Genomic DNA, 12,925 nt, shown 5'->3' with positions numbered 1-12,925 from the left:
ATCGTAGTACCGTAGCCTGGTTGTTCAGGTAAGTAAGGGCAACAGCGGAAAACAGGTTAGGTTAATTGAGTGATTAACACGTGGTTTAGTTTTTATGATTAATATCGTTTCTTTATAAATAAACTTGAAATCAAAAAAATAAATAATAAAGCCCCCGACTGGGGCACCGTCCATCTAAATTAAGAGCTTAAGCACTGGTCGATTTGTTCATGATCGACCAGTATTTTCGATAATTCTCTTCCGGAATTAAACCGCCGCAATAATCTTAATTTCAACTTTATACTGCGGATTCATCAGTCCCGCTTGCACCGTGCAGCGTACCGGAGCATGACCCGCGACAACCCAGGCATCCCACGCTTTATTCATTGCCGCAAAGTCGTTTTTATCGGCCAGGAAAATGGTGGCATCCAGAATGCTCGACTTATTGCTGCCCTGTTTTTCCAGCACCGCGTCAATTTGCGCCAGTGTATTTGCCGTTTGCTCAAAAGCATCGGCGTCGAGGTTTTCCGGTACGCCAGTGTAGTAGAGCGTGTTGTTGTGGATCACCACATCAGACCAGCGGGCTTCGGCGTCTATACGAACGATAGTCATCATTTTGTCCTCATTATCATTCCATTTTTGTGCTGCAAAGACTGCCACAATGTGAAGTCGCCGTCATCACTTCAACTGGCGAAAAATAGCCTGGCCTGACATAATCCCTGTTCAAATCAACAGGGGGTAGTGTGACGGACGATTTTGCACCAGACGGTCAGTTGGCGAAAGCGATACCAGGCTTTAAGCCGCGTGAACCACAGCGACAGATGGCGGTAGCCGTCACCGGGGCGATAGAAAAAAGCCAACCGCTGGTGGTGGAAGCGGGAACCGGTACGGGCAAAACCTACGCTTACCTTGCCCCTGCGCTGCGGGCGAAAAAGAAAGTCATTATCTCGACTGGCTCGAAAGCATTACAAGATCAACTCTACAGCCGTGATTTGCCTACGGTGTCAAAGGCGCTGAAATACACCGGCAATGTGGCATTGTTGAAAGGACGTTCAAACTACCTCTGCCTCGAACGTCTCGAACAGCAGGCGCTGGCGGGCGGCGATCTGCCGGTACAAATCTTAAGCGATGTGATCCTGCTACGCTCCTGGTCCAATCAAACCGTCGATGGTGATATCAGCACCTGCGTCAGCGTTGCGGAAGATTCTCAGGCATGGCCGCTGGTCACCAGCACTAACGATAACTGCCTCGGCAGCGACTGCCCGATGTATAAAGATTGCTTTGTGGTCAAAGCACGCAAAAAAGCGATGGACGCCGATGTAGTGGTGGTAAACCATCATTTGTTTCTGGCGGATATGGTGGTCAAAGAGAGCGGATTTGGCGAACTGATCCCGGAAGCGGACGTGATGATCTTCGACGAAGCCCATCAGTTGCCGGATATTGCCAGCCAGTACTTTGGTCAGTCACTTTCCAGCCGACAACTGCTCGACCTGGCAAAAGACATCACCATCGCCTATCGCACTGAATTAAAAGACACTCAACAGTTACAAAAGTGCGCCGACCGCCTTGCTCAGAGTGCGCAGGATTTTCGCCTGCAACTCGGTGAGCCGGGTTATCGTGGCAATCTGCGCGAATTGTTAGCCAATCCGCAAATTCAGCGGGCGTTTTTACTGCTCGATGACACGCTTGAACTCTGTTACGACGTGGCGAAATTGTCGCTGGGTCGTTCCGCGTTGCTGGATGCGGCATTTGAACGTGCCACGTTATATCGCACACGTCTGAAGCGGCTGAAAGAGATCAACCAACCGGGCTACAGTTACTGGTACGAATGCACCTCACGTCATTTCACTCTGGCGCTGACGCCGCTCAGCGTGGCGGATAAATTCAAAGAGTTAATGGCACAAAAACCCGGAAGCTGGATTTTTACCTCGGCAACGTTGTCAGTGAATGACGATCTGCATCATTTTACCTCCCGGCTTGGCATCGAACAGGCCGAGTCGTTGCTGTTACCCAGCCCATTTGATTACAGCCGCCAGGCGTTACTCTGTGTGCCGCGTAACCTGCCGCAAACTAATCAACCGGGTTCCGCACGGCAACTGGCAGCAATGTTGCGACCGCTCATCGAAGCCAACAATGGGCGCTGCTTTATGCTTTGCACCTCACACGCCATGATGCGCGATCTGGCCGAGCAGTTCCGTGCCACCATGACGCTTCCCGTTTTGTTGCAGGGTGAAACCAGTAAAGGGCAATTGTTGCAGCAGTTTGTCAGTGCCGGTAACGCGCTTCTTGTCGCAACCAGTAGTTTCTGGGAAGGGGTGGATGTGCGCGGCGATACGCTGTCACTGGTGATTATCGACAAGTTGCCGTTTACCTCGCCGGACGACCCACTACTAAAAGCGCGAATGGAAGATTGTCGTTTGCGCGGTGGCGACCCGTTCGATGAAGTGCAACTGCCAGATGCGGTCATTACTCTCAAACAGGGGGTAGGGCGACTGATTCGCGACGCCGACGATCGCGGTGTGCTGGTGATTTGCGACAATCGGCTGGTGATGCGCCCTTACGGCGCGACGTTCCTCGCCAGCCTGCCGCCTGCGCCGCGCACCCGTGATATAGCCCGTGCGGTTCGTTTCCTTGCGATACCTTCCTCCAGGTAATTTGTGATGGAGTATGGTATGATGCGCGCCTTTTTATTGATCTAAGCACGAAGACCCATGCGAATTCTGGCTATCGATACCGCGACAGAGGCCTGCTCTGTCGCCCTGTGGAATGACGGCACTGTCAACGCTCATTTTGAGCTTTGCCCACGTGAACATACTCAACGAATCTTACCGATGGTGCAGGATATCCTGACCACCAGCGGAACCTCCCTGACTAACATAAACGCATTAGCTTACGGGCGTGGTCCCGGTAGCTTCACCGGTGTGCGTATCGGTATTGGTATTGCACAAGGGCTGGCGCTTGGCGCGGAGCTGCCGATGATTGGCGTCTCCACGCTAATGACCATGGCGCAAGGGGCATGGCGCAAAAATGGCGCGACCCGCGTGCTGGCGGCCATTGACGCGCGAATGGGCGAAGTTTACTGGGCCGAATATCAGCGTGATGAAAATGGTATCTGGCACGGTGAAGAAACCGAAGCTGTACTCAAACCAGAACTCGTTCATGAGCGGATGCAGCAGCTTTCCGGTGAATGGGTGACGGTGGGGACAGGCTGGCAAGCCTGGCCGGATCTCGGTAAAGAGAGCGGGCTGGTTTTGCGCGATGGCGAAGTGTTACTGCCCGCCGCAGAAGATATGCTGCCGATTGCCTGCCAGCTCTTTGCTGAAGGCAAAACGGTGGCAGTGGAACATGCCGAGCCGGTTTATTTGCGTAACAACGTCGCGTGGAAGAAACTTCCGGGCAAAGAATGAATCTTAAGAGTATGCCCTGAGAAAAAAAGGAGTCGCATCATGGCGGTTCAAAAGAATGTTATCAAAGGCATACTGGCAGGTACGTTTGCGCTAATGTTGAGCGGTTGTGTCACTGTGCCGGATGCCATTAAAGGCAGCAGTCCCACGCCGCAACAAGATTTAGTTCGGGTGATGAGCGCGCCGCAATTGTATGTTGGTCAGGAAGCGCGCTTTGGCGGCAAAGTGGTCGCGGTACAAAACCAGCAGGGGAAAACCCGTCTGGAAATTGCCACCGTACCGCTCGATAGCGGAGCCAGGCCGACGCTGGGGGAACCTTCTCGCGGGCGCATTTATGCCGATGTGAACGGTTTTCTTGATCCAGTTGATTTCCGCGGACAACTGGTGACGGTTGTCGGGCCAATCACCGGTACGGTTGACGGTAAAATCGGCAATACACCCTATAAATTTATGGTTATGCAGGTAACGGGCTATAAGCGTTGGCATTTAACCCAGCAGGTGATTATGCCGCCGCAGCCGATTGATCCGTGGTTTTATGGTGGCCGTGGCTGGCCCTATGGCTACGGCGGATGGGGCTGGTATAATCCCGGCCCTGCAAGAGTACAAACAGTTGTAACTGAATAATTGCTTGTTTTTAAAGAAAAAGAAACAGCGGCTGGTCCGCTGTTTCTGCATTCTTAGAGTAAAGATAAAAATAAATAGTGACGCGCTTCGCAACCTTTTCGTTGGGGAATTATCAAGCTGGTATGATGAGTTAATATTATGTTAATAACATGTATATCACTTGGGGTTGCGATGACGACGAACACGCATTTTAGAGGTGAAGAATTGAAGAAGGTTTGGCTTAACCGTTATCCCGCGGATGTTCCGACGGAGATCAACCCTGACCGTTATCAATCTCTGGTAGATATGTTTGAGCAATCGGTCGCGCGCTATGCCGACAAGCCCGCGTTTGTGAATATGGGGGAGGTGATGACCTTCCGCAAACTGGAAGAGCGCAGTCGTGCGTTCGCCGCGTATTTACAACAAGGGCTGGGGCTGAAGAAGGGCGATCGCGTTGCGCTGATGATGCCTAACTTATTGCAATATCCGGTGGCGCTGTTCGGCATTTTGCGCGCCGGGATGATCGTCGTAAATGTCAATCCGTTATATACCCCGCGCGAGCTTGAGCATCAGCTCAACGACAGCGGCGCATCTGCGATTGTCATCGTGTCCAACTTTGCCCATACCTTGGAAAAAGTGGTTGATAAAACCGCTGTCCAGCACGTGATTCTGACACGTATGGGCGATCAGCTTTCTACGGCGAAAGGGACGCTGGTTAACTTCGTTGTTAAATACATCAAGCGTCTGGTGCCGAAATATCATCTGCCAGATGCCATTTCATTTCGTAGCGCTCTGCATAATGGTTACCGGATGCAGTACGTAAAACCTGAACTGGTGCCGGAAGATTTAGCCTTCCTGCAATACACCGGCGGCACCACTGGCGTGGCGAAAGGCGCAATGCTGACTCACCGCAACATGCTGGCAAATCTGGAACAGGTTAACGCGACCTACGGGCCGCTGTTGTATCCGGGTAAAGAGCTGGTGGTGACGGCATTGCCGCTGTATCACATTTTCGCATTGACCATTAACTGCCTGCTGTTTATCGAACTGGGCGGGCAGAATCTGCTTATTACTAACCCACGTGATATTCCGGGGCTGGTGAAAGAGCTGGCGAAATATCCGTTTACCGCGATCACCGGCGTTAACACGTTGTTCAACGCGTTGCTGAACAATAAAGAATTCCAGCAACTGGATTTCTCCAGTCTGCATCTTTCCGCTGGTGGTGGGATGCCTGTTCAGCAAGTGGTGGCAGAACGCTGGGTGAAACTGACCGGACAATATCTGCTGGAAGGTTATGGCCTGACCGAGTGTGCACCGCTGGTCAGCGTTAACCCGTATGATATTGATTATCATAGCGGTAGCATTGGTTTGCCGGTGCCGTCGACCGAAGCCAAGTTGGTTGATGACGACGATAACGAAGTACCGCCGGGTCAACCGGGTGAGCTTTGTGTCAAAGGGCCGCAGGTGATGCTGGGCTACTGGCAGCGTCCGGACGCTACCGATGAAATCATCAAAAATGGCTGGTTACACACCGGCGACATCGCGGTGATGGATGAAGAAGGATTCCTGCGCATTGTCGATCGTAAAAAAGACATGATTCTGGTTTCTGGCTTTAACGTCTACCCCAATGAGATTGAAGATGTGGTCATGCAGCACCCAGGTGTACAGGAAGTGGCGGCTGTTGGCGTACCTTCCGGTTCCAGCGGTGAAGCGGTGAAAATCTTCGTGGTGAAAAAAGACTCGTCACTCACGGAAGAATCACTGGTGACTTTTTGCCGCCGTCAGCTCACAGGCTATAAAGTACCGAAGCTGGTGGAGTTTCGTGATGAGTTACCGAAATCTAACGTCGGAAAAATTTTGCGACGAGAATTACGTGACGAAGCGCGCGGCAAAGTGGACAATAAAGCCTGAGCGTTAAGTCAGTCGTCAGACGCCGGTTAATCCGGCGTTTTTTTTGACGCCCACTAAAGAGAATACAATTTGAATTACCAAATGATTACCACGGACGATGCGCTGGCTTCTTTGTGTGAAGCCGTCCGTGCCTTTCCGGCGATAGCCCTGGATACTGAATTTGTACGTACGCGCACCTATTACCCGCAACTTGGGTTGATTCAACTTTTTGATGGCGAACATCTGGCGCTAATCGATCCACTCGGGATCACCGACTGGTCACCGCTGAAAGCGATCCTGCGCGATCCTTCCATCACCAAATTTCTCCATGCGGGCAGTGAAGATCTGGAAGTGTTCCTCAATGTCTTTGGTGAGTTACCACAACCTCTGATTGACACGCAAATCCTCGCCGCATTCTGTGGACGCCCGATGTCATGGGGCTTTGCCTCTATGGTGGAAGAGTATTCCGGCGTTACGCTCGACAAGAGCGAATCGCGCACCGACTGGCTGGCCAGACCGCTAACCGAGCGTCAATGCGAATACGCGGCGGCGGACGTCTGGTATCTGTTACCGATCGCCGCAAAGCTGATGGTTGAAACGGAAGCCTCTGGTTGGCTACCTGCGGCACTGGATGAATGCCGCCTGATGCAAACGCGTCGTCAGGAGATCGTTGCGCCAGAAGACGCATGGCGTGATATCACCAATGCCTGGCAATTACGCACGCGCCAACTCGCCTGTCTGCAACTGCTAGCCGACTGGCGGCTGCGTAAGGCTCGGGAGCGCGATCTGGCGGTGAACTTTGTCGTGCGTGAAGAGCATTTGTGGTCGGTAGCGCGTTATATGCCGGGCAGTCTGGGCGAGCTGGATAGCCTGGGCTTATCCGGTAGCGAAATCCGCTTCCACGGTAAGACGTTGCTGGCGCTGGTAGAGAAAGCGCAGGCATTGCCAGAAGAGGCCTTGCCGCAGCCGATGCTTAACCTGATGGATATGCCCGGTTATCGCAAAGCGTTTAAAGCGATTAAGTCGCTGATTACTGACGTGAGTGAAACGCACAAGATCAGCGTCGAATTGCTGGCATCGCGTCGGCAAATCAACCAACTGCTGAACTGGCACTGGAAATTAAAACCACAGAATAATTTGCCAGAGCTGATTTCCGGCTGGCGTGGTGCGCTGATGGCGGAAGCATTACACAATTTATTGCAGGAATATCCGCAATAAAACGTGCGTAAGCCGGACAAGGTGCGTTATGCGCTGCATCCGGCTTCGGATAAACTACAAATCCAACACCAGTCGGTTCAAATAAACTGGTTTGACCTTAACGCAAAATAATTTTGCAAATAGCGTCAGTAAATTGTGGCGTGGTGGCATTGCCTTTCATATCCGGTGTTTTTGGCCCGTGAGTAATCACTTCTTCAATCGCTGCCAGGTTTGGTGTCTGGCAATTGTGCAATAAAGAAGGGCAGCATACGATTAAAGTTACCGGGCCGATGTTGTCTAACCATGGGTAAATTGTGCATCAGTGGTGCTTCGATGGCCAGGGGATTGCGCTGCGCTCCTGGTGGGATGTCAGTGAAAATATTGCCAGTGGTCATTTAGCGCAAGTGCTACCGGAATATTACCAGCCAGCGAATGTCTGGGCGGTATATGTATCAAGGCTGGCGATGTCAGCGAAGGTGCGGATAACGGTAGAGTTTTTACGCCAGTATTTTTCCCAACACTATCCGAATTTTTCACTGGGCCAGGCATGAATAACAATTCAATTGTCCAGTTATTGTCAGGTTAAAACCTGATTTTCTCCTTTCTAAGCCGTTGCGGATTGGTTAGCATATTCACCTTTAATCGCGCATGATCCAAAGAGAATTAAAGAGGTTAATGTGTTCGCAGAATATGGGGTTCTGAATTACTGGACCTATCTGGTTGGTGCCATTTTTATCGTGTTGGTGCCAGGGCCGAATACCCTGTTTGTGCTTAAAAATAGCGTCAGCAGTGGAGTGAAAGGCGGTTATCTTGCGGCCTGTGGTGTATTTATCGGTGACGCGGTATTGATGTTTCTGGCGTGGGCTGGTGTCGCAACCTTAATTAAGACCACACCGATATTATTCAATATCGTACGTTATCTTGGCGCGTTTTATTTGCTCTATCTGGGGGGTAAAATTCTTTACGCCACCCTGAAAGGTAAAAATAACGAGGCTAAATCAGATGAGCCACAATATGGTGCCATCTTCAAGCGCGCATTAATTTTGAGTCTGACCAATCCGAAAGCCATTTTGTTCTATGTGTCGTTTTTCGTACAGTTTATTGATGTCAATGCGCCACATACTGGGATTTCATTCTTTATTTTGGCGACAACACTGGAATTGGTAAGCTTCTGTTATTTGAGCTTCCTGATTATTTCAGGTGCATTTGTCACGCAATACATTCGCACCAAGAAGAAACTAGCCAAAGTGGGCAACTCGCTGATTGGTCTGATGTTTGTTGGTTTTGCCGCACGACTGGCGACGCTGCAGTCTTAATGCTTTCAGCCCGCGATGCTGCGGGCTTCCCTCCTGAAATGCATCTGTATTCACCGTTTGATGATGCTAAAAAGTAACCAATAAATGGTATTTAAAATGCAAATTATCAGGCGTACTCTGAAACGGCTGAAATAAATGGTTTTCAGCATATTTACTGAAGGAGGGAAAAGGATGCTGCAAATCCCACAGAACTACATTCATACGCGCTCAACACCTTTCTGGAATAAACAAACTGCGCCTGCCGGAATATTCGAACGTCATCTTGATAAAGGAACGCGTCCGGGTGTTTATCCACGCCTGTCCGTTATGCATGGGGCGGTCAAATATCTCGGCTACGCCGATGAACACAGCGCAGAACCTGATCAGGTGATCCTTATCGAAGCAGGTCAATTCGCGGTGTTCCCGCCAGAAAAGTGGCACAATATTGAAGCCATGACTGACGATACTTATTTCAACATTGACTTCTTCGTTGCTCCTGAAGTCCTGATGGAAGGTGCAAAACAACGGAAAGTCATTCATAGCGGGAAATGAATCATGGGCAAAGCAACGTATACCGTAACCGTCACCAATAACAGTAATGGTGTTTCTGTCGATTACGAAACAGAGACGCCGATGACCTTACTGGTGCCAGAAGTGGCGGCTGAAGTAATAAAAGATCTCGTCAATACCGTGCGTTCATATGACACGGAAAACGAACATGATGTTTGTGGTTGGTAATAATTGCTAATGTCAGATGGCGCTAATTCAGCGCCATCGCAAAAAAAATCCTCTGTGACACACATCACAATTCTTGCTTCTCTTATGTTGTGCTATGCTTTTTATCAGCGACTAACCCGCTAATGCAAAACAGATAAGTGAGGAAACAATGGGCATTCTGTCATGGATTATTTTTGGACTTATTGCCGGTATTCTGGCGAAGTGGATCATGCCTGGTAAAGATGGTGGTGGATTCTTTATGACCATCCTGCTGGGAATTATCGGTGCCGTAGTTGGTGGATGGATCAGTACACTGTTTGGTTTTGGCAAAGTCGATGGCTTTAACTTTGGTAGTTTTGTTGTTGCCGTGATTGGTGCGCTTGTCGTGTTGTTTATCTACAGAAAAGTCAAAAGTTAATGCTGAAAAACACAAAGGCTGCCGACAGGCAGCCTTTGCTATTTTTACCGACGTAGTGTTACCACCATCCCAGCTCGGTGCCAAGAACGACAATAATCGCCACGCCCATCATGATAATCGTTGTTTTTTTCATCTTCATGCCCCTGGGGCCGCATAGCCGCCAATAAAAAACCACGCTAAAAATACGACTGCCGTAATAAAGATTACGACGGGAAAGATAATACCGATTCGCATGTTACCACCAAAGAAAAGGATGTGAATATGCCTCAGGAATGCCTGTCTGAATGCGCGATAAAAGGTGTTTTCTCTTTGTGTTTTTTCTCCTGATACATCGCGATATCGGCAGCGTGCAGGGCACTGTCTGCGTCGGTTGTTTCAGGATCCACTTCAACTATGCCAAGACTGGCACCAGGATAAAACAGCTCAATATCGCCCAAGTGATATTCTCCACGTATTTGCTGTTGAATACGCTCACGCAGTGACGGGATATCCGCGTTTTCATTAACCAGAGATACGACTAAAAATTCATCGCCGCCGAGACGACCAATAATCTCGCCATTTTGATGCAGCTTATTGAGGCGCTCACCAACCTGAATAAGAAACAGATCGCCGCTATTGTGGCCAAAACGGTCATTGATTAGTTTGAAGTTATCCAGGTCGATAAAGGCAATCATGGCTTTACGCTTCAGATGCCGGGCAAGAGAAAACAGCGTCTTCAGGTTATCAAAAATCGCCCGCCGATTAGGTAGCCCAGTTAAAGAGTCAGTATACGACTGCGCAATCAAAGCGGCATTGGCTTCACGTAATTGCTCAACCAGCGCCTCTTTTTGAATATATTGTGCAATCAGCCCGGCGAATAACTGTAAAACCTGCTCTGCGCGCTCACTCCACGGACGCTTCTCGCTGCTGGCGGCGCAAAGCGTGCCATAGAATGAACCATCCGGTAAGTGAACCGGCGTGCTCAGGAATGTCGTGATGCCGAGATTGCGGGCTGCGATGCAGTCACCCCAACGATCGGGAACTTCATCGCTGAAAAAACAGTTTTCATCAATGGCGCGTTTGCACAACGAGTAATCCCACGAGACAGTAAAATTCTCCGGAATGTGCATTTTCTGGCTATTACGGGCGAACAGAATATGTTGCAGGCGCGCGTCAATATCCACTTTTGTCAGATAAGTCGACTCCATGTCGGTGACCATTTCCAGCATCTCCAGAAGCTGCCGAACCAGACTTTCGAGAGAATGTTCTGAGGCGAGTGACTGCGAAACGCGGGCAATGATCTGATCTGACACGAAAGAACTCCAGGATGCTGCGGGTAAAATGCTGATTATTTAATCTTTACAGGCATGATAAAACATCATCAACGAAGATGAAACTAGCTGTAATATATTTTAAGTGAATGTAAAAGAAATAGTGCTGCAAAACAAAACGATACCGCGATATTCTAAGGCGTAGATAAATGTGCGGGATCAATATATGAAAATTCTCAGTTTTGCTCTGCCTTGCCTGCTAATTCTGGCAGGGTGTTCAACTACTTCTCAGCCGGATGCGCCAAAACCGCCGCAGGTTGGCATGGCGAATCCGGCTTCGGTCTACTGTCAGCAGAAAGGCGGTACGCTCATTCCGGTGCAGACACCGCAAGGGGTCAGTAACAATTGCAAATTGCCGGGTGGTGAAACGATTGATGAATGGGCGTTATGGCGGCGGGATCATCCGGCTGGTGAAAAATAACAGCCGGATGCCATGCTAAAATCACAAGCTGCGTAGCCAGTCGGCCAGGACCAGTGCATGGTTTTGCGTGGTATTTTTTGCCGAGTAGAGCAGGGTCAGCGGCTGTTTTTGAGCGATTTCCACCAGCCGTTTCCCTTCCGACTCGTGTTGCGCCAGTTCAGCAAGATATTGTTCGCGAAAGGTTTTAAAATCGACCACTTCTCCGTGAAAGGCTTTGCGCAACTCTGTTGATGGTGTGATCTCTTTATCCCACTCATCAAGTGCTAAATCAGTTTTTTTGATACCACGCGGCCAGAGGCGGTCGACCAGTACGCGATAACCATCGCTCTGTTCAGCCGGATCATAAACGCGTTTACACTGAATATTCATCGTGTTTGTTCTCCCTTTCACGCATGATTTACCACGTCACTATAGCACTTTGTGGCTGTTGGTTTTTTGTTGTGCCAGTTTTGAGTTCGAAAACAGTCTACTGTTTCCCGATGATCAGAGAGACCAGTCCCGCGGCAATAAGCGGGCCGACCGGTACACCGCGAAACAGTGCCACACCTAAAATTGTGCCTACCAGCAGCCCGGCGACCAGTTGCGGCTGGCTGCCCATTAACGTCACGCCGCGTCCGCCAAGCCAGGAGACAATCACTCCCACGGCAATCGCTACCAGCGATTTCCAGTTCAGAAACGAGTGAATCAGTGTCGAGGGGGGCAGTGTTCCGCTGGCAATAGGGGCCATTACGCCAATGGTCAGAATGATTATCCCGATACTCAGTCCCTGTTTCTCGATCCACGGAAAAAAGGTGCTTAACGGTGTGACGCGGACAATGATCAACACCAGAATTGAAACGGCGACAGTGGTGTTGTGGCTGATAAAGCCCAGCGCAGCTAAGCCGAGCAGGATCAGCAAAGTGACATCAAACATCGTGGTTTCCTTGCCAAAAAATAATAACCCGCCTACTTTACGCCTGCTGCTGAAAGGAAGCAGAAAAAAATTACGTGTTATGCATAAAAAATCAGGCAAATTGTCATCAAATTGCCACTTGTACACGCTAACAATAACGTGAAAACAGGTATCTTCTGGGGGAAAACCATGAACGATCAAATGCTCGTTGAGACACTGATTATCACGTCATCGTTTTTTGCCATTGCAGTTGTGTTAGTACTGTCCGTTCTGCTTATTGAACGGACCAGCTAGTTACGCAGTACGGCGGAATTTGACCAGTTCTGGTTGCGCAATGCGCAAGTAATCTGTGGTGTTCAGAATTACAGATTTATCCAGCATGCCTGCGTTGAAGGCAATCTCATCGAATCGCTCAAAGAGTAGTGGGTCGGCAACCAGTTTGAGTTTTGGGTGGAAGCTGAAGGGGGGGATAGCGCCAAAGACACAGCCTGTCAGTTCATCGACTTCCGCCGGGCTGGCCAGCGAAGCGCGTAGCCCACCGATGTGACTGGCGAGTTTACTAAGATCAGCCTGTTGATCGGCTGCGAGGATCGCCAGAACATGCTGATTTACGCCATTACCTTTGACTTTACACACCAGTGCTTTAGCACCCTGACCCAAAGCGGTGCCACGAATTTCTGACACCGCTTCGCATTTACCTACCGCTTCGTGGGTAACGATGCGGAAGTTAGCACCTTCTTGTGATAATAAAGCGATTAACCGCTGATGCGTCACGCTTCCTTTAGTCATTTCAGTCATT

18 protein-coding genes and 2 pseudogenes are annotated in these 12,925 nt (G+C 49.9%); 12 read left to right on the top strand and 8 right to left on the bottom strand.

The window, feature by feature from the left end; genetic code table 11:
* Positions 1-246: 246 nt before the first annotated feature.
* Entirely contained in the window at positions 247-591 is a 345-nt protein-coding gene (locus A9587_RS03245) for a RidA family protein (RefSeq protein WP_010376144.1), read from the bottom strand.
* A gap of 131 nt (positions 592-722) precedes the next feature.
* On the opposite strand from A9587_RS03245, the gene A9587_RS03240 reads away from it, so the two are divergent.
* From A9587_RS03240 to rnd, 5 genes are all read left to right on the top strand, one after another.
* Entirely contained in the window at positions 723-2,633 is a 1,911-nt protein-coding gene (locus tag A9587_RS03240) for an ATP-dependent DNA helicase (RefSeq protein WP_000128825.1), read from the top strand.
* Positions 2,634-2,690: 57 nt separating this feature from the next.
* Positions 2,691-3,386, top strand: coding sequence for a tRNA (adenosine(37)-N6)-threonylcarbamoyltransferase complex dimerization subunit type 1 TsaB (tsaB, locus tag A9587_RS03235; RefSeq protein WP_001221005.1), 696 nt, complete (start codon positions 2,691-2,693; stop codon positions 3,384-3,386).
* Between the two features lie 39 nt (positions 3,387-3,425).
* Positions 3,426-4,007: a Slp family lipoprotein YeaY gene (yeaY, locus tag A9587_RS03230; RefSeq protein WP_000290579.1), complete on the top strand. Its 582-nt coding sequence runs from the start codon at positions 3,426-3,428 to the stop codon at positions 4,005-4,007.
* A gap of 204 nt (positions 4,008-4,211) precedes the next feature.
* Positions 4,212-5,897 (top strand): long-chain-fatty-acid--CoA ligase FadD, encoded by a 1,686-nt coding sequence (fadD, locus tag A9587_RS03225; RefSeq protein WP_010376141.1) that lies wholly within the window; start codon positions 4,212-4,214, stop codon positions 5,895-5,897.
* Positions 5,898-5,978: 81 nt separating this feature from the next.
* The gene (gene rnd, locus A9587_RS03220) at positions 5,979-7,094 is read left to right on the top strand and encodes a ribonuclease D (protein WP_001516274.1); all 1,116 of its coding nucleotides are present in this window, start codon (positions 5,979-5,981) and stop codon (positions 7,092-7,094) included.
* A gap of 97 nt (positions 7,095-7,191) precedes the next feature.
* Here rnd and A9587_RS24945 read toward each other — a convergent pair.
* Positions 7,192-7,302, bottom strand: a pseudogene (locus tag A9587_RS24945) (tartrate dehydrogenase); the annotation flags it as partial.
* A gap of 1 nt (position 7,303) precedes the next feature.
* Here A9587_RS24945 and A9587_RS03210 point away from each other — a divergent pair.
* The 5 genes and pseudogenes from A9587_RS03210 to A9587_RS03190 form a co-directional block, all read left to right on the top strand.
* Positions 7,304-7,624, top strand: a pseudogene (locus tag A9587_RS03210) (LysR substrate-binding domain-containing protein); the annotation flags it as partial.
* Between the two features lie 126 nt (positions 7,625-7,750).
* Positions 7,751-8,389, top strand: a complete 639-nt coding sequence (gene leuE / locus A9587_RS03205) for a leucine efflux protein LeuE (RefSeq protein WP_000457213.1) — start codon at positions 7,751-7,753, stop codon at positions 8,387-8,389.
* 171 nt (positions 8,390-8,560) lie between these two features.
* Positions 8,561-8,920 carry a DUF1971 domain-containing protein YeaR gene (yeaR, locus tag A9587_RS03200; RefSeq protein ID WP_000939314.1) on the top strand — a complete coding sequence of 120 codons (360 nt, stop codon included), beginning with the start codon at positions 8,561-8,563 and terminating at the stop codon, positions 8,918-8,920.
* Positions 8,921-8,923: 3 nt separating this feature from the next.
* Entirely contained in the window at positions 8,924-9,106 is a 183-nt protein-coding gene (locus A9587_RS03195) for a DUF1869 domain-containing protein (protein WP_000513737.1), read from the top strand.
* Between the two features lie 148 nt (positions 9,107-9,254).
* A complete protein-coding gene (locus A9587_RS03190; RefSeq protein ID WP_000512152.1) occupies positions 9,255-9,503 on the top strand; it encodes a GlsB/YeaQ/YmgE family stress response membrane protein in 249 nt (82 codons plus the stop codon).
* A gap of 58 nt (positions 9,504-9,561) precedes the next feature.
* Here the strand turns inward: A9587_RS03190 and yoaJ are convergent, their stop codons facing one another.
* The 3 genes from yoaJ to A9587_RS03175 are packed head-to-tail and all read right to left on the bottom strand — an operon-like array spanning position 9,562 to position 10,795.
* Complete coding sequence (gene yoaJ / locus A9587_RS03185) at positions 9,562-9,636, bottom strand: protein YoaJ (RefSeq protein ID WP_001386836.1); 75 nt, start codon at positions 9,634-9,636, stop codon at positions 9,562-9,564.
* 2 nt (positions 9,637-9,638) lie between these two features.
* Positions 9,639-9,737: a YoaK family small membrane protein gene (locus tag A9587_RS03180; RefSeq protein WP_001219350.1), complete on the bottom strand. Its 99-nt coding sequence runs from the start codon at positions 9,735-9,737 to the stop codon at positions 9,639-9,641.
* Positions 9,738-9,769: 32 nt separating this feature from the next.
* Positions 9,770-10,795: a sensor domain-containing diguanylate cyclase gene (locus tag A9587_RS03175; protein WP_001516275.1), complete on the bottom strand. Its 1,026-nt coding sequence runs from the start codon at positions 10,793-10,795 to the stop codon at positions 9,770-9,772.
* A gap of 184 nt (positions 10,796-10,979) precedes the next feature.
* On the opposite strand from A9587_RS03175, the gene A9587_RS03170 reads away from it, so the two are divergent.
* Positions 10,980-11,234: a putative hemolysin gene (locus A9587_RS03170; protein WP_001516276.1), complete on the top strand. Its 255-nt coding sequence runs from the start codon at positions 10,980-10,982 to the stop codon at positions 11,232-11,234.
* A 21-nt stretch (positions 11,235-11,255) separates the two neighbouring features.
* Here the strand turns inward: A9587_RS03170 and A9587_RS03165 are convergent, their stop codons facing one another.
* Together A9587_RS03165 and A9587_RS03160 are read right to left on the bottom strand one after the other, a co-directional pair.
* Positions 11,256-11,603: a DUF488 domain-containing protein gene (locus A9587_RS03165; RefSeq protein ID WP_105263220.1), complete on the bottom strand. Its 348-nt coding sequence runs from the start codon at positions 11,601-11,603 to the stop codon at positions 11,256-11,258.
* Between the two features lie 97 nt (positions 11,604-11,700).
* Positions 11,701-12,147, bottom strand: a complete 447-nt coding sequence (locus tag A9587_RS03160; RefSeq protein ID WP_001516278.1) for a DUF441 domain-containing protein — start codon at positions 12,145-12,147, stop codon at positions 11,701-11,703.
* 168 nt (positions 12,148-12,315) lie between these two features.
* Between A9587_RS03160 and yoaI the strand changes: the two genes are divergently transcribed.
* Positions 12,316-12,420: a small membrane protein YoaI gene (yoaI, locus tag A9587_RS03155; RefSeq protein WP_050558860.1), complete on the top strand. Its 105-nt coding sequence runs from the start codon at positions 12,316-12,318 to the stop codon at positions 12,418-12,420.
* On the opposite strand, the gene yeaK is transcribed toward yoaI, so the two are convergent.
* On the bottom strand, positions 12,421-12,924 hold the full coding sequence (yeaK, locus tag A9587_RS03150; protein ID WP_000138169.1) for a mischarged aminoacyl-tRNA deacylase: 504 nt from the start codon (positions 12,922-12,924) through the stop codon (positions 12,421-12,423).
* Between the last annotated feature and the right edge of the window lies 1 nt (position 12,925).

It is taken from the genome of Escherichia sp. MOD1-EC6162 (assembly GCF_002965125.1).
Classification (GTDB): domain Bacteria; phylum Pseudomonadota; class Gammaproteobacteria; order Enterobacterales; family Enterobacteriaceae; genus Escherichia; species Escherichia marmotae.
This window is presented reverse-complemented; position numbering and strand designations above follow the sequence as displayed.

Coding starts and splice junctions, on each gene's coding strand:
- A9587_RS03245 (WP_010376144.1), bottom strand. CDS start 591: ATGACTATCGTTCGTATAGACGCCGAAGCCCGCTGGTCTGATGTGGTG.
- tsaB (WP_001221005.1), top strand. CDS start 2,691: ATGCGAATTCTGGCTATCGATACCGCGACAGAGGCCTGCTCTGTCGCC.
- yeaY (WP_000290579.1), top strand. CDS start 3,426: ATGGCGGTTCAAAAGAATGTTATCAAAGGCATACTGGCAGGTACGTTT.
- rnd (WP_001516274.1), top strand. CDS start 5,979: ATGATTACCACGGACGATGCGCTGGCTTCTTTGTGTGAAGCCGTCCGT.
- yeaR (WP_000939314.1), top strand. CDS start 8,561: ATGCTGCAAATCCCACAGAACTACATTCATACGCGCTCAACACCTTTC.
- A9587_RS03195 (WP_000513737.1), top strand. CDS start 8,924: ATGGGCAAAGCAACGTATACCGTAACCGTCACCAATAACAGTAATGGT.
- A9587_RS03190 (WP_000512152.1), top strand. CDS start 9,255: ATGGGCATTCTGTCATGGATTATTTTTGGACTTATTGCCGGTATTCTG.
- A9587_RS03180 (WP_001219350.1), bottom strand. CDS start 9,737: ATGCGAATCGGTATTATCTTTCCCGTCGTAATCTTTATTACGGCAGTC.
- A9587_RS03170 (WP_001516276.1), top strand. CDS start 10,980: ATGAAAATTCTCAGTTTTGCTCTGCCTTGCCTGCTAATTCTGGCAGGG.
- A9587_RS03165 (WP_105263220.1), bottom strand. CDS start 11,603: ATGAATATTCAGTGTAAACGCGTTTATGATCCGGCTGAACAGAGCGAT.
- A9587_RS03160 (WP_001516278.1), bottom strand. CDS start 12,147: ATGTTTGATGTCACTTTGCTGATCCTGCTCGGCTTAGCTGCGCTGGGC.
- yoaI (WP_050558860.1), top strand. CDS start 12,316: ATGAACGATCAAATGCTCGTTGAGACACTGATTATCACGTCATCGTTT.
- yeaK (WP_000138169.1), bottom strand. CDS start 12,924: ATGACTGAAATGACTAAAGGAAGCGTGACGCATCAGCGGTTAATCGCT.